This is a genomic window from Lysinibacillus sp. NPDC047702, from assembly GCF_050272555.1.
Classification (GTDB): domain Bacteria; phylum Bacillota; class Bacilli; order Bacillales_A; family Planococcaceae; genus Lysinibacillus.
Genome location: NZ_JBNNMG010000004.1, coordinates 97,904 through 119,378 on the forward strand (window position 1 = coordinate 97,904; position 21,475 = coordinate 119,378).

A 21,475-nucleotide genomic window follows, 5' to 3' on the forward strand; every position below is an offset into this window, starting at 1 on the left:
CCAATCACCCCATTATAAGTACTATTCATGATCATCTAAAAAATCTTTACTAAAGCTCGTTTGTGATTGATAGGTGGAGCGCTTGCCCATATCAACCCCTCGCTTTATAATGCCTTTCCCAAAGCGTGCTTCAATTTCGTCAACAACTTTAATAACAGGCTCATCCTTGACATGCTCTTCATAATTAAAAATAGAAAGCTGCTGCGAAAAATCTTTACGATCCACAACATTTGACACTGTCACTCCTAATAATCTAACAGGAGTCTCATCCCAATGCTTATCAAAAAGTTCACAGGCAACTTGGTAAATTTCTTCAAAACGATAAATAGCATTGGATACCGTTTTTGAGCGTGTATGATTATGCCAATCTGCATTACGAATTTGTATGCTTACTGTTGAACCTGCCAGACGTTTGGCTTCTAATCGTTCTGCAACCTTTTGACAAAGTCCATCAATTGTTTTATGAAGAATTCGAATGTCTACTACATCCTCTGGTAAGGTTGTGGAGTTGCCAACACTTTTTGTATCAAAAATAGCATCTGGATCTACCATTCTTGAATCCTCCCCATTTGCTCTCACTCGGAGACGTACACCATTCTTTCCTAAAATCTGCTTTATTGCATATTCTTCAACTTTAGCCAAATCACCAATTGTAAAAATACTATGTGCATTTAATTTTTTGGCTGTACTAGCACCAATGCCATGCATAGTAACAACCTCACGAGACCAAAGAATTTGCTCAATATCACGAATTCGTAAAACGGTAATGCCCATTGGTTTTTTCATATCAGAGGCTGTTTTCGCCAAAAATTTATTTGGCGCAATACCAATAGAGCAAGGTAAATCAAGCTCTGCCTGTATTCTCTCTTGTATTTCCTGGGCAATATTAAGGGCATGTTGCTCTTTACTTAATTCAGTTACATCCATATACCCTTCATCAATGGAAACGGGTTCCACTAAATCAGTATAACTACGTAGTATGGTAAACATCTGCTTGGATGCTTCACGATACTTTTGAAAATCTGGTGGTAATAACAATAATTCAGGACATTTTCGCATTGCCTCATGAACAGTCATTGTTGTGTAAATCCCCAGAGCCCTTGCCTCATACGAACAGGTTACTAAAATGCCACGACGTTCTTTTGGGTTTCCAGCAATCGCTATTGGCTTGCCCTTCAAGCTTGGATCATGTGCCTGCTCCACTGAAGCATAAAAACTATTCATATCTACATGAAAAATAATACGCCCTTTATGCGTCATCCTATCACCACTTTTCCTTACATAGCCTTATTATAAGTCTTCTTTCCTTTAATCAACAAATGTATAATCTCCATTGCTTTCAAGTAAATCCTTCAAAATAAGTAGTGCCTGTTCAAGTTGATTCTCTGGTGCAGTAATGGCTAATCGAACTGCATTAACTGGCTTTGCATTGCCCACTGCAAAACGCTCCGCAGCATACACCTGAACACCAGCCTTTGCTGCAAGCAATTCAAACTGTACACCTGTAAATTGATCAGGAAGTATAAGCCATCTGAAAATACATGCTTCATCACCTAAAATATTGTAATCACCTAAGTATTGATTAACCAATGCATTTTGTTGCTTTGCATACAGTTTGTGTTTTTCTAATATCGTTTCTGCTACTCCATCATGAATCAATCTTGTGGCAAGCTCTAGCATCATTGGCGATATTGAAATATTAATATTATAAAGCGTCTCCATTATTCTTTTTCGCAGTGCTGGAGGTGTAACAATATAAGATAATCGTAATCCAGGTGAAATGGTTTTAGACAAGCTGGCAATATAAATAACCTTTTCTGGTGCATAGGAAGCTATTGGTGCAAGAGGCTGCTCCTTCAAAAAGCTATAGATGGCATCCTCAATAATAACTAAATTTCTGTCCCTCGCCACTTCGGCAATCATTTTTCTTGTTACTAAAGACATCGTATGGGTAGTAGGATTGTGAAAATCAGGAATCACATAGAGACCTTTAATATGCTCATTTTTACAGGCATATAATAGCCCCTCGTTTGTCATTTCTCCGTTCCTTTGCTGAATTGCTACTAATTGAATACCTAACATATTGGCGGCTGTTTTTATTCCAGCATATGTGATAGGATCTGTGCCAATTCTATCTCCTGCTTGGAACAATGCAGCTAATGTTCCAACAATCGCATTTTGTCCTCCTGCCCCAAGCAAAATTGGCTGATCCGTTTGAAAATTGACTTTTTCTAAAAGCTTCAATGCTGCCTCATTTTGCCAGGCATTTCCTTCAGGTCGTCCGTATTGAAATAATTTATTAAAATTAGAATCACTCATCATCTTTTTCATATAACGAGTAATGTCTTCATTTACATAGTTATCTGGCAGAACAGAGCCCATTTCGATCATATGAGGGGAATGACTAGTGGGCAATAAAATTTTATTGGTTGCAGCATCGGATGACACAAATGTTCCGCTTCCAATCGAAGCATAGATGAGCCCCTTTTGACCACAAAGTTTAAACGCTCTTGTGATTGTACTTAAATTAACATCTAAAAAGTCAGCTAATTCCCGTTGTGGGGGCAGCTTTGTCCCTGGTAAGAGCTTCCCATCCTTTATATCTTGTTCAAGCTGTTCAGCTATGGCTATATATAATGGAGCCGAAATATTGCTGATATTTGGTCTCCAGCTCATTGGATACTCTTCAAATGAATTTACTGGCATTCTCTATGCTCCTTTTCTCGTCACTTTTGCATACAATATTTTAATTGTCTTGCATACAATGATAATATTGTATGCATATGATTTCAATGCTATAATTTTTAAAAAATCAGAAAAAAGGAACGATTAATTATGCAATATTCAGAAAGAATCTTAAAAACACCATCTTCATTCATCCGAAATATCTTGAAAGTAACAGACGCAGAGGACGTTATTTCCTTTGCAGGGGGGCTACCTAACCCAATCTCTTTCCCAATTGATGCGTTAAGAGCATCTGTCGATCATGCCATTACAGAAAATGGTAGCCGACTATTCCAATATTCTTCTACGCAGGGATATGCACCATTACGTGAGTACATTGCTGCGAAATACCAACGTTTACATGGATTAGACGTTCACGCTGATGATGTCTTTATTACAACAGGTTCACAGCAAGCTCTAGAATTAATTGGAAAAGTACTGATTAACAAAGGAGACGGCATCGTTATTGAAGAGCCTGGTTACTTAGGTGCCATTCAAGCCTTTACATTAAGTGAGCCAACATTCCACGGTGTAACACTTGAAAATGATGGTTTGAATTTAGAAGAGTTAGAGAAAGCTCTGCAACAGCCAAATGTAAAATTTATTTATACAGTTCCAAATTTCCAAAATCCAACAGGGCTAACGTATTCTAAAGAAAAGCGTCAGCAGATTTGTGACATCATTGCAAAATATGATGTGGCATTAATTGAGGATGATCCATATGGAGAATTACGCTTCCAAGGCGAGCCACTTCCATACATCGGTGCTGGCAAATTAGAGAACAGCATTTTACTTGGTTCTTTCTCTAAAACGATTACGCCAGGAATGCGTCTAGGCTTCATTATTACGAAGAATAAAGAACTAATGCAGCACATTGAAACAGCAAAGCAAGCGACTGATCTACACACAAATATTTTTGCTCAATATGTAATTTATGACTATCTAGCAAACAATGATTATACTGAGCATGTTCAGAAAATTATAACATTATATAAAAATCAAGCTGAAGCAATGCTTGATGCGATGCAGGAGTTCTTCCCAGCACATGTGGAGTATACCAGACCTGAGGGTGGTATGTTTATTTGGGCTACGATGAACAATGGTGCATCAGCTATAGATGTCTTCCATAAAGCAATGGAACAAAAAGTAGCATTCGTCCCTGGCGACCCATTCTATACAGCAAAAACGGGAGTAAGTACAATGCGTCTTAATTATACAAATGCAACCCCTGAAATTATTCGTGAAGGTATTAAACGATTAGGTAGCATTTTATAATCCACAGACAAAGCAAAACCTTATGAGCTATTTAGTTTCGCTCATAAGGTTTTGTTTATTCAGGATAATAGATTGTCATACTTAACCGTGTTAAAGACTGACCTGCATTGTAATAGGTGTGCGGCCGATCTGCTTTAAATCGAATAGAGTCACCAGCTTTTAAGGTGTATAGCTTGTCATTGATAGTCAACGCTAGTTCACCATCAAAAACAGTGATAATTTCTTCCGTCCCATCTCTATGTGCCTCTGCACTTAACTTTCCTTCCTGGTCAATCTCCACAGTATAAATCTCAAAGCGGCTATCCTCTTGAAAAGGAAAATAAGGATATACCCTATATCGTCCGTTATCCTCCGTTAAAACTTGAACATCCTCTTGTAAAATTACTTCCGTCTCAGATTGAGGTTGATTAATAAGCATAGTAAATGAAACCTTTAGACCATTTGCAATCTTCCAAATGGTTGTAAGCGTTGGACTAGATTCCCCTCGTTCAATTTGCCCTATCATTGTTTTACTCACTCCACAAAGCTGTGAAACTTTCTCTAAGCTTAGTTTTTCCTTCTCTCGAATAGCTTTTAAATTTTTTGCAAACACAAGATGAATTTCTTCCATTCTAATCACCTCAACGTTATGTACAATATAACGTACATTTTGTATAATAAAAAGCACATACGTTATATTGTTTATTTCGAACATTATAACATACCATCAAAAGGAGGAACTACAGTGCCATTATTTTCTTTTTTAACTTTCGTTGTCATTACAAGTTTTACCCCTGGTCCTAATAACTTTATGGCCATGCTATTTGCCAATAAACAAGGTTTTACAAAAACGATTCCCTTTTCTCTAGGTGTCGGGGCAGGCTTTTTTATGCTGATTGGCTTATGTAGCTTTTTTAATATTGCCCTGACTAATATTATGCCCATTATAAAGTTACCCTTGACCCTATTTGGGGTTGGCTATATGTTGTATTTAGCCTTTAAAATAGTAACAAGCAAAGCCATTGATCATAACAAAGAAGGAGACAACAACAGCAATTTATTTTTAACAGGAGTTTTATTACAATTTATAAATCCTAAAGGGATATTGTTTGGTATTACTGTAGTAGCAACCTATATCCTCCCTTATTACTCTTCTTATTTTAGCTATTTTCTTTTTGCTGTGTTGTTGGGAATCGTCGGCATTCTAAGTACAAGTAGCTGGGCTTTGTTTGGTTCAGCTTTTCAAAAAATTCTTCATCAATACCGCCAACCTTTTAATATCATTATGGCTCTTTTATTGGTATACAGTGCGATTTCTATTCTTATTCAATCGTAAACAAAAAACAACCCTTCTCGTACGCTATAGCGTCGAAAAGGGTTGCCACCTTAAATTTATTTTGTATATGTTAATACGGCATTTTTTTTGAATTTAGCCATTGCCTGCGTTGCCTCATTTTTGTTTGTGTATTCAAAAATTCGAACATCCTTTTTATCAAATACTGTAATTACCCACATAGAAAATTCTCCCTTCAAACTTGTTTTTTTGTACTATAACAATCACCGAACTATGTGATGCTTCTTATCAATTTCGCCTTGGCGTAATTGCGTCCGGATTTTGAATTGCCGCTGGAGGCTTTGGGCCAACAGATGTTTTTTGTGCGAAAGCGTAGTGCTAACGCAGCGGCAGCAACATGATGTTGGTCACTCAGTCGTTGCCACAGGACGTGGCGTTCTTAGACTGAGTTCCGCTATTTCAGTAAGTGTTTGGACACTCATTGAAAAGGAACCAAAACCGCATACATCTCACCACCTGTAGAGGTGGGAGTCTCCTACTGAATGTAGATAAACTGTAATATAACATTGCCTTACCTGATTCTTATTTTACGCTGATTTTTGTAAAAATAAAGCCTTATGTGAAGCCCTTCACAAACTGTTCAATTTCAAAACGCTTTCATTGAACATTTTGTGAAAAGCCACGTTTTTTAGGCATAAAGTGTAACTTCAATGTGTAGAAATCTCTTACGTTTCTTCCTCTATTCAACAGTTCCTACTGCCATTTCGTCTCAAATAGAAAAACCATCTGGACGCCTTTTCTATGACAAGATATGAAAACAGAATAAATTACACTCATCACAGAGTGGTCTTCTATGTATTATTCAACTAAAGTTTTGGATGGCTCAATGAATAATTAGCAGTTCTTAAACTCATGTTTGTAGCAATTTTTAATGTATTATTGTCATTATTTTTTTAGATTTGATTCTTCATAGTTAATAACTTCCTTTATCTTATCGTTTCCAATTGCTCCAATATGGAATGTATTAGAATCGCTCCAATAAAGTTGCCTAAATGAAACGCCATTATTAAGTTCAATTTCTAAAAATATACGTGTACCTTCTAGCTTACCTACATCAATTAATGACTGTACATCTTCTAATTTTAATTCATAAAATGTGGCTAGGAACTGATCCTTTGAAGACTGTGAGAAAGTGTGTATTCTTTTTCCATCTTCAGTGCTTTCAATATAGATATTTTTCACCAACTTATCCATTAAATAAAGCTCTCCTACCGTTTTTGCCTTTTTATTTGTGTTGGCAACATATACAGCATCATTTGCAGCAACAATCAAGGAAGTTGGATATCCTTTTATTTCATAAATGATTGTTCCTTCTCTTAAATATGCCGCATCACCATTTTGCATCTTGTGATTACTACATGCACTGTCAGCCATCTTATATGTCACTTTACCAAGTTCTTTACCTTTATCAATCGATATAGGAAAATTTTCATTCGCTGGCTCTGGAAAATGATGCTCATATTTTATATCATCAATCATCAGCATATCCACCCATTCTATTTCTGCATCAGGACACCCTTTAAGAGAACTGAAGTTACTACAAGAAGATAACAACAAAGCAAATACAGAAATAAATATTATATTTTCGAAAGATTTCAACATAACACCTCCTAGTTATTAGACTCCTATCATAAATATAAGTTACATGATTAGAGTGAATATTCTGTATTTTTCACTTATACCTTCTTACATAAATTTATTCCTTTAGCCACTCATGAAGTGCAACAAATCAGTACTTCACCACAGAAAATGAAAGATATTAAGTTCTTTCATGGTAGCTTAATAATACTCATTAAAAATTTATTCGACAAAAATCCTTTCCGAATATCAACCATCCATAAAAAATAGCCCACTTATCAAATAAATAAGAGGGCTAATTTAATTCAAAGTCTATCACTTATCTCCAACTGGCTTTAATAAATTCATCGGAAGCCAATCAGCATTATCTTGTCTTCCTTCTAATTTATCGACTACATATATATAACCATTAATTTCATCATACCATGAATAAACAATACTTCCCTTTTTCATAATTCTTTCAGTTTTAGATTCTTTTAATGGAACACCTTTCCCCTCAGCATCTCCTGTTAGTTCATATCGTACACCTCTTTCTCTCGAAATTGTCTCAGCGATTTTAAGATCTGTACCAGGATACGTATAATTCAGTTGGAAACTACCATCACCGCTATCGCCAAAAGTAATTAGTTGTCCATTTTTTGTATCCGAGAAAGAAATATCCCATTCACCGCTACGGAGGTAAAATCCGTAACTTCCCATACCATAATTACCATCACGATTAATAATAATATATGTTGGATTGTTATAGAAAGATGTACGAATTTCTATTGGTACTTCTTTGAAAACTATCAAATCCGTTGCTTGCACGCGATATTGCCCCATCTGGTAAAATATTTTGCCATCATATTTTTCAATATCATACGTTTTAAAAAAGTTATTTCGCTTTACCACTAACGAATCAAACGTACCATCTGAATTTTTCTTGTATACCTTGATGTCTTTTTTAAAGGTCATTTTTCCTGTTTGCCCTTTTACAACTTCAGCTCCATCATACATCACTTTTGCTTCTGAATTTGTTGTATTTACTACAGTAAATACAAATGCTGCTAGTAACATAATAATAAACTTTTTAATTTTCCTCACCCTACATAGTATTATTTTAGACAATATAATATCTTGACATTATATACTAGTAATCAAACATTTTACCAATAAAAGTATAATAATAAAATAACTCCTACACTTTTCTAGCAAATTTTTTAAAATTACCAGGGCTTTTATAATTTGATTGTGAAAGGCTACCACATTCTTCTAACAAATTGTAAAATGGCAATAGCAGCTCTCTATGAGCTTTGTCAATGGCCTAGTTTCAAACTTATGTTGAACCTAGGCTTCTCCTACCCTCTTAAACAGAACGTTCGTACTATTTTTTTGAACAATCAATAGTTTTTTATCAAGTATAATTTGTTGTAATAAAAAAACAGTTTAAAGTTAAATGTGTACCTAGGAGATAGACTCAACTAAATGCTGTTTTCTTATGCAAACGAACAAACTAACAATTATCCCCGTGACACTTGATCTTATGTTTGCCCAAAATATAAAAAAGCTAACATTTTGTAATCCAAAATGCAGCTTTATCTTAAACATTATCACTTCATATAGGTTTTCAATACATTTTCGATATCCGCATTAAGCCTGTGAATATCGACCGCCGTCACTTTGTTATTTTCAAGCTTAAATTTGCGTTTTAGCTGGATGATTCTGCGGACACTGTCATTAATTCTGTCCTCTGTTATTTCACCATGTTGTACAGCGGACTTCAATGCCTCTATTGCTGATTGTACATTGCTGAAATCATGAGCAATCAAAATGATATCACTGCCTGCCTTCACAGAATCAACAGTGGCTTGCCCGATCGCAAAATGATTCGTGATGGCCTTCATCGTCATATCGTCTGTCATGACAACACCGTCAAATGCTAGCTGATTTCTTAAAATACCCGTAATGATTGCCTTCGACATGGATGAAGGATACTGTGGATCTATCCTTGGCAATAAAATATGGGCGACCATGACCACATCCGCACCGTTTTCAATTGCTGTTTTAAATGGAATGATTTCCAGCTTATTTAATTCGTCTAGACTTTTCGTCACTTTTGGTAGCTCTAAATGTGAATCCACTGATGTATCACCATGCCCAGGAAAATGCTTGATGACAGGAATAACCTGTTTTGACTCTAGCCCTTTCATTGTCTGAATCCCTAATTTACTGACTATGTCGGGATTATTGGAAAACGAGCGATCCCCAATAATAGGATTATTAGGATTGCTGTTCACATCCAAAACAGGTGCAAAGTCAAGGTTGAAGCCAAATGCCTTTAATTCTTCTCCCAGTAATCTGCCCACTTCAAATGAAAACTTTGATTGGTTGATGTCCCCAATTCTTTTGTTTGTTGGGAAACTTTTTAAAGGTCCTGGCAATCTGACTACATTTCCACCCTCTTGATCAGTACCTATAAAAAGTGAAAGTCGATTATTCTTATTTTCAGCCACCAAATCGTTGATGAGTGTTGTCGTTTGCTGAGGTGTTTCAAGATTATTAGCATAAAGAATTAGTCCACCAACCTTAAAATTATGGATTAAATCCTTCGTTTCTTGCTGTAGCGTCGTTCCTGAGACGCCTGCAAACATCATTTGGCCAATTTTTTCATCCAAAGTCATTTGCTCAATCATTTCTGTCACTTGTTGTTCCACCTCCGTATATACCGAAATATGATGAACAACAGGATTTGAATCGTTGTCAGTTGGTTTTGGCAAAACCCACTTTAGCTGATATGTGGAATTAACTTGATAGACAAGAATGATTTGATTTGTCGTTTCATCCTGAAAATAGCGGGCTTCATCAGGTTCCCCCATGATTTTTTTAATATCAGTTAAATGAATATTTTTCAAATTCGCTTTAAAAGAACGGATATCGAAAGCCAGTGAATCCTTAAAGCCCAGTGTCACAGCATGGTCTACATAATCTTCATATTCTCCATTAGCTACCTCAGACACTTGCTGTGGACGCCCCCATTGTTGATGAACCATTTTTTTATCTGTCTTTCCTGCAGTAAATGGCACATCTGTCACTTTTCCATCTTGAGCTAAATTTATAATGTCCTGTATAAACAGCTCAGGATCTTCCTTTTCAATTGTATCATCATGAACAGGGGCTACGGGTGTTCCTGACCTGATTTTCATACCGTAAAAAAAGAGTAGACCCGTGATAATCACCACTAAAATTAGGAGTAATCCAAGTCTTTTTTTATGCATGATAAAAACCTCCTTATTGAACATTCCTCTCAATCTTAGGAAATGAAGATGGTAATCAGATACTTGTTATTGATGAATATGAAGCCGAAAAAGTGCGTCAAATCTTTGAATTGTACGAACAGTATCATTCAATTACCAAAAGGCAAGAAGTTTTAAAAATGGAAGGTTATCAATCTAGGAGATATGGTACTATACGACAAATAAAAGTGCAAGAAAGAGAAAAGAAATCTTATTTAGCAGTTTAATTACTTGTGGATGGAGTGGAGAAAATTACAAGACATATAGTTATTGAGTAAAAGGCAATTATTATGTTAGGACATATTATGACAAGTAGATGAGTTGCTCGAAAAAAACCTAACAAAAACTATTAGTGTAAAAAAGACGTACAAAATTTTAATGTAGCATAAAAAAGATTGACGAAAAAATTCACCGTCTAATTGGCTTATAGAAAAAGAGCTTTGGTAGAAAAGGTGCTAAAAACTATTATTGTAAGGCAATCAGAAATTCTTTTTGAATGGAACCCTTGAGCCATAGTTTTTAGCACCGTCCACGACGTACATGCCCATTAAATTGTAGTAGTAGATATTTATTTCATAAGCATGTACTTAGCAGAATACTTCTTCCTGTTTTTCTGTTAATTCAATTTCAAAGCCTAAATCCTCAAGTATACGATAATCGCTATTTGCCTCTTGACCTGCTGTCGTTAAATAATCTCCGACAAAAATGCTGTTTGCCGCATACATCCCAAGTGGCTGAAGCGACCCAAGATTGACTTCACGACCACCAGAAATACGGATTTCCTTTGTTGGATTAATATAACGGAACAATGCTAAAACCTTTAAACAATACCGTGGATTTAATTCCTTTGTCCCTTCCAGCTTCGTGCCGTCTATAGCATTTAAAAAATTGACTGGGATCGAATCAGCATCTAATTGATGTAGCGCACGCGCAATGTTGACAACATCCTCTTTTGTTTCCCTCATCCCAATTATTGCTCCTGAGCACGGTGAAATCCCATGCTTTTTTGCAATCTCTACTGTATTCACACGATCCTCATAGGTATGTGATGTTGTAATGAATGAGTGATGGCGCTCTGAAGTATTTAAGTTATGATTGTAGCGATCTACCCCCGCCTCTTTTAATTGCTGTGCCTGATCTTCTTTTAATAAGCCAAGACAGGCACATACTTTTAAACCATACTTCTCTTTAATTTCAGTGACCGCTTCACTAACAACATTTACATCCTTCCGCGTTGGTCCGCGTCCGCTGGCCACGATGCAATAGGTACCAATTTTATTGTCAAATGCTCGTTTGGCACCCTCTAAAATTTCCTCCTTCGTAATGAATGGATATTTTTCAATCGGAGCAGATGATTTAGATGACTGTGAACAATAGCCACAATCCTCAGGACAATAACCACTTTTCGCATTCATAATCATATTTAATTTTACTTTTTTTCCATAATAATGCTTACGAATGGCGAATGCACCATCCATTATTTTTAAAAGCTCATCATCATCACTATTTAAAATGGCAAGAGCCTCGTCATTACTAATCACCTTTCCTGCAATAACGCCCTCTGCTAACTGTAACCAATCCACTAAACATTCTCCCTTTCTACTTGCATAATTTTCACTGCTCTAACTGACTGAAATACCTTATATAAGCGTTCGGCTAACAGTGCAGAAGCAACGGCTAAGCAAAAATCGGCAACAATACTATTTAAAAAGCCGACTACAAATATATGAGACCAGCTCGTTTTCATGTGGAGCCAGAAATTCAATGATAAATATAAATAAGGCACTGCAACCGCATATATAATAATAAGCCCCACAATATTTGCACCAATAAAATGTTTTTTCGTTGGCGAATCTACTCTTTCAATAAAGAAACCTATTACGAATGCTGCTAGTGCAAAGCCTATGAGATAGCCAAATGTCGGCTGCAATACATAGGTAATACCTCCACCCTGTGTAAAAACAGGTAATCCAACTAAACCAATCCCTATGTAAACGAGCTGACTTTGAAATCCATTACGACTACCAAGTAAGCTTCCAGCTAAAAAAACAAAGACAATTTGTAGGGTAAAGGGCACTACAGGTAATGGTATTTTAATAAATGCACCAATTGCCGTTAAAGCTGCAAACATTGCAATCATGACCAGTGACAGTGTTGATTGTCGTTTAAACAATTTTTTCCCTCCCACTTCTCAAAAAATTGTACAATCGTTTCTTTTGCTGTATGAATCATAAAGCGCATTTCATCATCAGAAATAATGTAAGGCGGCATAAAATATAATATATTGCCAAGTGGGCGAATCAGTAGGCCCTTTGCTAAAGCACGTTGATAAATTTGATAGCCAATACGCTCCTCACTTGGGAATGGCTCCTTTGTTCGATGATTAGCGACTAGCTCAATCGCACCTACTAATCCTATCTGTCGATACTCTCCAACATTGGGTAATCGCTCAAATGCCTCCAGTGCTAATGCACGCATTCGTTCTCCCTTGTTTCGTATCATATCGATCACCTGCTCCTCTTCAAACATTGTCAATACCTCAAGTGCTACTCGACAAGCAAGTGGATTTCCAGAATAGCTGTGAGAATGTAAAAATGCTTTCATTGTTCCGTAATCATCGTAAAAGGCATTAAAAATATCATCAGTGGTTAATACAACCGACAGCGGTAAATAGCCACCTGTTAAACCTTTTGATAAGCACATAAAATCTGGAGCAATCCCCGCTTGCTCACAGGCAAATATTGTTCCTGTTCGTCCAAATCCAACAGCAATTTCGTCTGCAATTAGGTGAACATCGTATGCTGTACAAAGCTCTCGCAGTCGCTTTAAATAAATCGGTGGATACATTTTCATACCAGCTGCTGCTTGAATTAGCGGCTCAATAATCACAGCTGTAATTTCTTCATGATGCGTGTTAAGCTCTTCTTCAACAAATTGAATACATTGAGCATGACAGCTTTCTGACTTGTCTTGAAAAGGACATCTAAAGCAATCTGGCCCCTGTGCACGTATGGTATCTAATAACAGTGGTTGGTATACTTCGTTATAAAGCCCTACTCCACCAACAGATAAAGCGCCAAGTGTCTCACCATGGTAGGCATCTGTTAAAGCTAAATAGCGTTTTTTTGTCGTTTTTCCTGTTTGCATATGATATTGAAAACTCATCTTTAATGCGACTTCTATTGCGGACGAACCATTGTCTGCAAAAAATACTTTATTCAGACCGTCTGGCGTTAAAGCTGCTAATTTTTCAGCTACTTTAATCGCTGGTTCATGTGTAAAATTTGCAAAGATTGTATGCTCTAATGTAAACGCTTGATCACTCAATACCTGACTTATCCGAGGATTGGCATGTCCAAATAAATTAACCCACCAGGAAGAGACAGCGTCTAAATAGCGTTGATTATTTTCATCATAGAGCCATACACCTAGTCCTTTTTTTATGACGATAGGTGGAAATTGCTCATAATCCTTCATTTGTGAACAAGGATGCCAAACATGCCGTAAATCTCTTGCCTGCAAATCAGTTAACACTTGTTTCATAATTGACCAACCTTTCAAACAATGAAGTGTGTGAAATGGAATAATCAATAAGCTGCGAAATCTCTTGAAATTGCGGAATACTTGCATATGGCAAATCATGAAACTGTAATATGGTTTTCATATTATCTTGTTCAATCAAACTCCCTGAATCTCCATTAAATACAATGCCAAGAATGTCAATATTACGAGTATGTAAAGCCTCAATTGTTAGTAATGTGTGGTTAATTGTTCCAAGTGTTGTTCGAGTAACAAGAACAATTGGAAGCTTACTTTGAACAATGACATCAAGAAGCGTTATTTCACTTTTTAAATCTAAAGGCACAAAAAGTCCGCCAGCTCCCTCACAAATTACCACGTCATTTGATTGCTGTAACAACTGTATTTGCTGTAATAAATAATGCACATTAATTTTCCGCGCCTCCAGTTGAGCAGCAAAATGTGGTGAAGCAGCCTCTTTAAACGAATAACCATTCAACTTTTCTTGCTTCAGCACCTGTAATGAATACTTTTCATATATTGCTGTATCGTAGTAATAGCTATGATCATTTTCATGCACTTCACCAGTTTGTACTGGCTTATAAGGCATGACGCGCAGATTCTGCCGCTGTAATTGACGCATCAGCAGTGTGGTGACCACCGTTTTACCAACATCGGTATCTGTACCAACAACCCAAAAATGTTGCATCGTTAACCTCCCCCTTTTTAAGTTAACCTTTAATATAATTTAAGTTAACACATATGATTTTATTTTGTAAATGCTATTTCAATATTTCTTCCAAAACACTTTATTTTTATGCAGAAAATAGGAACAAAGAAACACTAAAATTTTACCTTTATACGGTAAAAATCTAACGCTCCCCGTATTATTGCCAAATTTTATTAACACAGTTTAATTATTTACGAATACTATTAAAAATTTAGAGGATTTCATTGCTTGTATGTTGTATTAAACTAAACGGGGGTGGCTGTATGTTTGGTCTTTTTAAAGAATCAGAAAAATTGATAGATACATATGAACAAGTAGCTTTTATTTTAAAGTCCTTGCTTACCTATGAACTAAGAGACTTACCTAGCCGGTACGAATTTTGGTATCGTGTGGCGTTACGTTTGGAAGAATATCGAACGTTAAATGCTGAGCATCGTGCAAAGAGATCCATGACTACAGCTGTGGGACGCTTTCACCAAACTCAATATGATGTAACGAAACAAAAACTGGCAAAGCTGGAACGTTTAACAGATATCTATAAATCTTTTTGTCTAGAAGAAGAGCGGGAGATATTAAATCACCGACTTCAATTCCAAAAAGAAGTGATTGCTGAACTTTTTAATCATCTCCAAAATAAAGAGCTATATATGTATTGTAGTACTGTACAGCAGCAATTTTGGGAAGCTGTCAGTGAAGATATACTTCTTGCAATTGCCCATCTTGATTAAAGAGGTGGGCAGTTGCATGCTTCCACCATCAACTGAATCTATTCTTAGTTTGTTTCTATCGCCTATGGCAAAACTATGATTATTTTGGCAGATGAGCAATTTTAGTGTTGGTTTTTAAATATCGGAGACAAGAAAGTACGGCTTACAGGAGCTGCAAAAGGTAAACATGAGATAAAAATGCTTATTCGACATATTATAGCTTTTATCATTGGAACTAGACTTTTGTCTATAATGGCTCTTTATACCGTACCTCTTTCTGATACATATTCCCTACTTCAAACAATGAAAATTTAGGGCATCGTATTAACTATTGATACCATTATAAGTATTTCATATGCGATTTTTCCTAGTCAAAAATAACGATTGTCCTAGAAGTTTTCTTTCCCTTTCTATCAAAAATTGATATATTAGAAGATAGAGAAAGGAGATTCATAGGTGTGGTAAATGAGAAAATCTTAATCGTAGAAGATGATATTGACATAATGGAGGTTCTATCTCTTACTATTGCTAATGCAAATTATTTAGTTTTTAAGGCATCAACCATTTACGAAGGCTGGGAAGCAGCAGTAAAGCAAAAACCTGATTTAATTTTATTGGATGTCAATTTACCTGATGGCAATGGCTTTGAATTAGCGAGAAGAATTCGTGAAGTGTCGGACGCCATTATTATTTTTGTGACTGTCAATCACTTAATTGACCATAAACTGGAAGGCTTTGAAGTAGGCGCAGATGATTATATAACAAAGCCGTTTATTCCAAAAGAATTGCTTGCTCGTATACAAGCAAACTTAAAAAGAAAGACAACGTCCATAAGAAATCCTATATTACATATTGATAACTTAGTCATTCATTTTGATGAAAAAAATGTTTATAAAAACGGTAAACGTTTGAATCTTTTTACGAAAGAAAAGCTATTATTATTTTTTCTGATCGAACATGCTAATAAGGTAATTAGTGTAGACCAACTGATAGATAACGTTTGGGGACAGGATGGTGTGACTGATTCAAAAACGGTATCTGTCCATATTAGTACACTCCGACGAAAAATCGAGGACGTTCCAGCTAAGCCGAAGTGGATTCAAACTGTTCGGGGCTTCGGCTACCAATTTGTTTATAAAAAATAAAGTGCTGAGCAACGTAAAAGCTCAACACTTTATTTTTAAACAGTAATCTTTTCTGTTACCAATGGCAATGTAAAGCTAAATATCGACCCTTCATCCTCTATACTTTCCACATATATTTCCCCGTTATGTTGTTCCACAATTTGCTTACAAATAGCTAGACCAATTCCGTGTGAATCTACTTTATCAACATTGGATGCTCGATAATAACTATCAAATATAAAGGGAATATCGCTCTGTGGGATACCTATACCGCTATCTGAAATTGAACAGATTAAATGTGTGTCCTCCACATACATTAAAAATTGAATACTGCCACTTGAAGTATATTTCATGGCATTTGTCATTAAATTTTCCATCACCTGATTTATTCGAGCACGATCCATTAGCAACCGTGCCTCCTGATGACCATAAAAATCGGCATAATAGTCTAAGCCTAATTGCTTTATCTCCTGTTCAAAGCGAAATCGAAATTGTTGAAATAAATTAATAGCCCTTACTTCTGTAAAGGTGTATTCTGCTCTTCCTGCTTCTAGATTAGCTAAATCAAATAAATCTTGAATTAATAAATTTAACGATAGCAGCCTTTCCTTACTTCGAATTAAATATTTCTCTTGTTCTGATTCCTCTTTAATAACTCCGTCTAATATTAATTCGATATAGCCTAACGTTGAAGTGATAGGTGAGCGTAGTTCGTGTGAAATACTATGCAGTAATTTTTTCCGTTCTAATTCATTCTTCTCTAATCGCTCATTGACCTTTTTCAAATGACTATTTGTCTCATCTAATTCCTTTGTCCGTGAAAGAACACGTTTTTCTAATTCACCATATATTTTTGCATTTTCAATCGATACGGCAATTTGTCCAGAGATCATTTTTAACAAATTCACATGGGTTGGATGAAAGGCATTAGTAATTAATGTGTTTTCCAAATATAAAATGGCTATTATCTCGTCTTTAAGATGAATCGGGACACATAAGATAGACTTAGCCGCTGAGAAAGCACTGAGGTAAACACTCTGTGCTTGTGTATTTTGAATAATCAGTTGTTCTCCGTTTTGTAAAACAAAATAGACTATGGATTGCATGGTTTCACTGAATTCTTCAATCTTTTGATCATGAAACATCGTAAATTTGGTTTCATTGGCCTCAGCTTGTGCTAACACTTGTAATTGCTCATGATGTCTATAGATAAAATACCCGACATCTGCACCAGCATGTTTTAATAAGGAAAATAATATTTTACGAAGCAAATCCTCCATCCGGATTTCTGTTGCTAAGGACTGAGTCGTCTCGAAAACAGTCATCATATCAAATGATACAGTTCCACTACTTTGGCCTTTCGGTATGTGATTGGCATGATATGCCTTTTCCCAATACCTAGCGACCCTATTGGCTCCCCACTCCTGTATTAGCTGTATACCACATAAAATATAATGTCTCGCCGTTTTTTTATTATGGATAGAATGATAGTAGCTAGCAGCTCGCTCATAAGCAATGGCTGCATCTTGAAGAAAATTATTCATTTGTGCAAGCTGGATTGCCCGATCGTAATAAAGTATGGCATTCTCACCCTGTTTTTTCATTCGGTAATTTTCCGCTACTAATAAACAATAGAGATGTTCATAGTTTTCAGGTGAATATTGAGCCCATTTTTTAAACTCACGAATACTTTTACTAATCTCCACCCTATACGCTCTTAATTCTGTTTTCGAGGAATATAGCTTTTGATGAATAAAATGAAACTGCCATAGAGCACGATAAAAATAATAAATAGGCGTGATCGGCAAAGTATACATTTCTTTCTCTATCATCTTCAATATTTCCATAAATTCTTTTCCTTGCTGTTCATCCCCCAATAAAAATGACATTTGCAATCGAACAGAATAATGCATCATTTTAATAACGGGCTGATCTAATATAGCAAAAGGATATGACCAGTCAATAGGATAGTCAGAGTTTTGAAGCACATTCATCCATAACCCCATTTCAGCTAAAAAGTCTATTGATAATGCACTTGCATGAATGGAAAATTCCTGCTGTTGGCGCTGAATTTCCTGCTGTAAATCCTGAATAGGCGTTCCATTAATGAATTGGATAGCTACGATAAAACAAGAGGCGGCAGAGACCAAATGATGCAAGCCAATCTCCTGACTATTTTGTTGAGCTTTTTGAATATATTGAAGACTGGATTCATATGGATTTGTCCAATGATTAATAAATATGCCATAGACAAAATAAATACGGCCCTTGATGTAAATATTATTTTGATTCTCAGCAAAGGCGATGGCCATCTTTCCAAAGCGTGCAGATTCTTGAATATTATTAAAGCCAGCATTTAAAAGCATGGCATAGTTAATATAGACAACACCACTTTTTGTTCCGTTCCCGTATTTAAGCTGTAATCGCAGCCCCCTCATTAATAAAATACCTGTTAAATTAGGATTGAGCAAAAATGTACTTGCCGTCATATTGATAATCAAATGGATTAACGTATCCATTTCTTTATCTTGAATTGGTGGAAGCTTTAAAAGATCTACATCAGTCTTATTGTGCAAAGCTTTTCTTAATAATAGGTATTCCTTAAAAAGCTGAATTTTTGAGGGATGTTCTGCAATATTCATATTCGTAATTTGCAGACCTTCTATGCCAGCCTCAACCCCTACTGAGGGATTATCTGATTCGATATATAGCAAGGTTTTTAAATTATAAATTAATAGCTTTTCTAAAACTGTTTTTGAATGCTGTAATGCTTCCGATAAATGAATTTCTGATACATCATAACGTCCAACTAAATATGCGCACTCTCCTAAGTTAGCATATATTTTTACAGATATTTCACGAAAAGACTTCCAATGATTATCTGGAAGCAGCTCTATACTCGTAGTTAAAAAGTATATGGCACTGTCAAATAGTCCAATTCTTTTCGCCTCAATACCAAGCTTATAATTCCATATTGCTAAATTTTGTTTTTCGTCAGCATTCAATAATTGCTGACCATAGTTAAAATGTTTCACCACTTCACTTAAATGATAGCTATCTACTACATTCGGGATATTTTTCGTTAGTAATTTCCCAATTTGATAATGAAGCTTAGTCCGTTCTTTTTCAGATAAATCTTGATAAGCTACCTGCTGAATACGATCATGTACAAATTGAAACTTCATATGAAATGTATGTAAAATACCTTCATGTTCAAACTTACTAGCCCATTTAAAATGGGCATCCATTGGCACAATAAAGCCATGCTCTACAAGTACACCCAAAAGCTTCAGTAAATCTCGGGCTGAAATGGAAACTAGCTTTAATAGGGAACTAAACTCAAAGCTTTGACCAAAACAAGAGACAATTCTCAAAACCCCTTGGGCGTCTTTATCTAGTGTCGCCATTCTATTTTCGATAAAAGCCAGTAATTCGTTATTAAAAAAGGACTGATTGTATTTATGAATACTAAATTGCCACTCTTTTGTTTCTGTATTGAAAAAGATGGTATTGTTTTGCTGTAAGGAGCGAAAAGCTTCTTTCACAAATAACGGATTCCCTTTTGTTAAACGAAATAATTGTGTAGAAATCAGTTTAATCGTATTTGGCTTAGCATGTAATGATTCCTCAAGCCATAACCGTACATCTTCTTCCTCAAGAAAATCTATCTCAATATGCTGATTTGATGGAAAATTATTCAGAAACTTGTAATTCTTCTTTAAATCTCCCTCCTCATTCGATCGTAATGTAGCTATCCACATTAAATAACCTGCTCGATGTTGCTCATACAGCTGGGTCATCATCTCGATTGTACTAACATTTGCCCATTGTAAATCATCCATTAACCATACGATCGGTTTCTTTTGCATAGCAAAGGCCAATAAAATTTTTTGCAAAGAACTAAATATATACGTATGCAGCTGCATGGCATTTTCACGTACATCTGTCTGAAAACCTGCTTCTTCTTTAAAAAACCATCGAAGCTCCGGTAGTAAATAAACGAGTCGATCTGTCACCATTAACTTTACATCATGAAATAGTTTGCGTAATGCCTGTACAGATTTTTCGCCTTCTACATAAACGAGCTTTAATAAATTTCTTAAAGGTTGTACAACAGGTGTAAAGTCATTTTCTAGTTGTAATTGCTCATACTTCATTTCTACAAAATACCCTTTAGCAGCAGCAATGTCTCCCTTTAATGTATAAACAAGCTTAGATTTTCCAGACCCAGCCTTGCCAGAAATCATTACTATTTTTTTATCACCATTTGCCACTTGATGAAACATAGAGGCAAGTTCTGTGATTTGTTGCTTTCTACCATAAAACTTTGTAGAAAGCACCGCATTTAAATGAATGTCATATTCACCTAACTGGAAGTCATGAAATGGTTCATCTGTTAACAGTTTGTGTTGAATTTGTAATAAATCCTCTCTTAATCCAACAGCACTTTGATAGCGTAATTCTGGATTTTTTGCTAATAATTTTTCTACTATACTCCAAATAATAGGATGGGAATAAGGCTGAAGATTTACCAATGAATACGGCACCTTTGTCAGAATTTCATAGATAAGATCAACAGAATCATTTTTTTGGAAAGGTAATTGACCACTGAGTATTTCGTAAAAAATAATACCGAGCGCATATAGATCAGAACGATGGTCAATTTCTAGATTAACTCTTCCGGTTTGTTCTGGTGCATAGTATGGCAGCTGTTCAAGTCGTTCATAGGGATTTTCAATAATGGCGGGAGATTCTGCACCATATTTTAAACTGAATTCAGAACTCAGTAATTTTACTTTTAATGAATTTGGATTAATTAAAATTTGGCTAGGATTCAAATCTAAATAGAGTAAATCACTTTGCTGCATTTTAATACTGGCATTCACAAGCTCAAGCGCAATTTGTAAAAATTGATGCAAAGAAATATGATTATTTTTAAACTCATGTAAGGGTACTCCATTAAAGTTTTCATAAATGATTGCGTATTGATTGTCAATATAATCTATGGCTATTGGCTTTAACAACCATGGATTTTGTTCATTCGCAAACAATGAAAATTCATATTGCAGCCTAGCTCTCTTTTCAGCTGAATTATGATGAATACTTTTTACTAGTACTAAATTTTTGAATGTATCGATATACATTCTTTGCAAATTCCAATCTTTTTTTGTTTGTAAAAGTATGCAATCATTCACCAGTATGCCTCCCTTATT

16 protein-coding genes are annotated in these 21,475 nt (G+C 35.7%); 4 read left to right on the forward strand and 12 right to left on the reverse strand.

Annotation, left to right across the window (positions count from 1 at the left end):
• Positions 1-21: 21 nt before the first annotated feature.
• Both ACQKIM_RS03625 and ACQKIM_RS03630 read right to left on the reverse strand, forming a co-directional pair.
• A complete protein-coding gene (locus ACQKIM_RS03625; protein WP_427539186.1) occupies positions 22-1,260 on the reverse strand; it encodes a DNA polymerase IV in 1,239 nt (412 codons plus the stop codon).
• A 48-nt stretch (positions 1,261-1,308) separates the two neighbouring features.
• Positions 1,309-2,706 carry a PLP-dependent aminotransferase family protein gene (locus ACQKIM_RS03630; protein WP_427539189.1) on the reverse strand — a complete coding sequence of 466 codons (1,398 nt, stop codon included), beginning with the start codon at positions 2,704-2,706 and terminating at the stop codon, positions 1,309-1,311.
• A gap of 129 nt (positions 2,707-2,835) precedes the next feature.
• Here ACQKIM_RS03630 and ACQKIM_RS03635 point away from each other — a divergent pair, with 129 nt between their 5' ends.
• A complete protein-coding gene (locus ACQKIM_RS03635) occupies positions 2,836-3,999 on the forward strand; it encodes a PLP-dependent aminotransferase family protein (RefSeq protein ID WP_427539192.1) in 1,164 nt (387 codons plus the stop codon).
• A gap of 55 nt (positions 4,000-4,054) precedes the next feature.
• On the opposite strand, the gene ACQKIM_RS03640 is transcribed toward ACQKIM_RS03635, so the two are convergent.
• Positions 4,055-4,666, reverse strand: a complete 612-nt coding sequence (locus ACQKIM_RS03640) for a helix-turn-helix domain-containing protein (RefSeq protein WP_427539386.1) — start codon at positions 4,664-4,666, stop codon at positions 4,055-4,057.
• A 57-nt stretch (positions 4,667-4,723) separates the two neighbouring features.
• Here ACQKIM_RS03640 and ACQKIM_RS03645 point away from each other — a divergent pair, with 57 nt between their 5' ends.
• The gene (locus ACQKIM_RS03645; RefSeq protein WP_427539195.1) at positions 4,724-5,314 is read left to right on the forward strand and encodes a LysE family transporter; all 591 of its coding nucleotides are present in this window, start codon (positions 4,724-4,726) and stop codon (positions 5,312-5,314) included.
• A gap of 56 nt (positions 5,315-5,370) precedes the next feature.
• Here the strand turns inward: ACQKIM_RS03645 and ACQKIM_RS03650 are convergent, their stop codons facing one another.
• The 8 genes from ACQKIM_RS03650 to bioD form a co-directional block, all read right to left on the reverse strand.
• Positions 5,371-5,493 carry a hypothetical protein gene (locus ACQKIM_RS03650; protein WP_427539198.1) on the reverse strand — a complete coding sequence of 41 codons (123 nt, stop codon included), beginning with the start codon at positions 5,491-5,493 and terminating at the stop codon, positions 5,371-5,373.
• 724 nt (positions 5,494-6,217) lie between these two features.
• Positions 6,218-6,931, reverse strand: a complete 714-nt coding sequence (locus ACQKIM_RS03655; RefSeq protein WP_427539201.1) for a hypothetical protein — start codon at positions 6,929-6,931, stop codon at positions 6,218-6,220.
• A 294-nt stretch (positions 6,932-7,225) separates the two neighbouring features.
• Positions 7,226-7,966, reverse strand: coding sequence for a hypothetical protein (locus ACQKIM_RS03660; RefSeq protein WP_427539203.1), 741 nt, complete (start codon positions 7,964-7,966; stop codon positions 7,226-7,228).
• 533 nt (positions 7,967-8,499) lie between these two features.
• Positions 8,500-10,164, reverse strand: coding sequence for a beta-N-acetylhexosaminidase (gene nagZ, locus ACQKIM_RS03665; protein WP_427539205.1), 1,665 nt, complete (start codon positions 10,162-10,164; stop codon positions 8,500-8,502).
• A gap of 605 nt (positions 10,165-10,769) precedes the next feature.
• Positions 10,770-11,765, reverse strand: coding sequence for a biotin synthase BioB (gene bioB / locus ACQKIM_RS03670; RefSeq protein WP_427539207.1), 996 nt, complete (start codon positions 11,763-11,765; stop codon positions 10,770-10,772).
• Positions 11,765-12,355, reverse strand: a complete 591-nt coding sequence (locus ACQKIM_RS03675; RefSeq protein ID WP_427539209.1) for a biotin transporter BioY — start codon at positions 12,353-12,355, stop codon at positions 11,765-11,767. Before ACQKIM_RS03675 ends, bioB begins: the two co-directional genes overlap by 1 nt.
• Positions 12,319-13,725, reverse strand: a complete 1,407-nt coding sequence (gene bioA / locus ACQKIM_RS03680) for an adenosylmethionine--8-amino-7-oxononanoate transaminase (RefSeq protein ID WP_427539212.1) — start codon at positions 13,723-13,725, stop codon at positions 12,319-12,321. Before bioA ends, ACQKIM_RS03675 begins: the two co-directional genes overlap by 37 nt.
• Positions 13,706-14,410, reverse strand: coding sequence for a dethiobiotin synthase (gene bioD, locus ACQKIM_RS03685; protein WP_427539215.1), 705 nt, complete (start codon positions 14,408-14,410; stop codon positions 13,706-13,708). Before bioD ends, bioA begins: the two co-directional genes overlap by 20 nt.
• A 284-nt stretch (positions 14,411-14,694) precedes the next feature.
• Here bioD and ACQKIM_RS03690 point away from each other — a divergent pair, with 284 nt between their 5' ends.
• On the forward strand, positions 14,695-15,159 hold the full coding sequence (locus tag ACQKIM_RS03690) for a hypothetical protein (RefSeq protein WP_427539218.1): 465 nt from the start codon (positions 14,695-14,697) through the stop codon (positions 15,157-15,159).
• Between the two features lie 437 nt (positions 15,160-15,596).
• A complete protein-coding gene (locus tag ACQKIM_RS03695) occupies positions 15,597-16,283 on the forward strand; it encodes a response regulator transcription factor (protein ID WP_427539221.1) in 687 nt (228 codons plus the stop codon).
• A 35-nt stretch (positions 16,284-16,318) separates the two neighbouring features.
• Here the strand turns inward: ACQKIM_RS03695 and ACQKIM_RS03700 are convergent, their stop codons facing one another.
• Positions 16,319-21,457, reverse strand: coding sequence for an ATP-binding protein (locus ACQKIM_RS03700; protein WP_427539224.1), 5,139 nt, complete (start codon positions 21,455-21,457; stop codon positions 16,319-16,321).
• Positions 21,458-21,475: the final 18 nt, after the last annotated feature.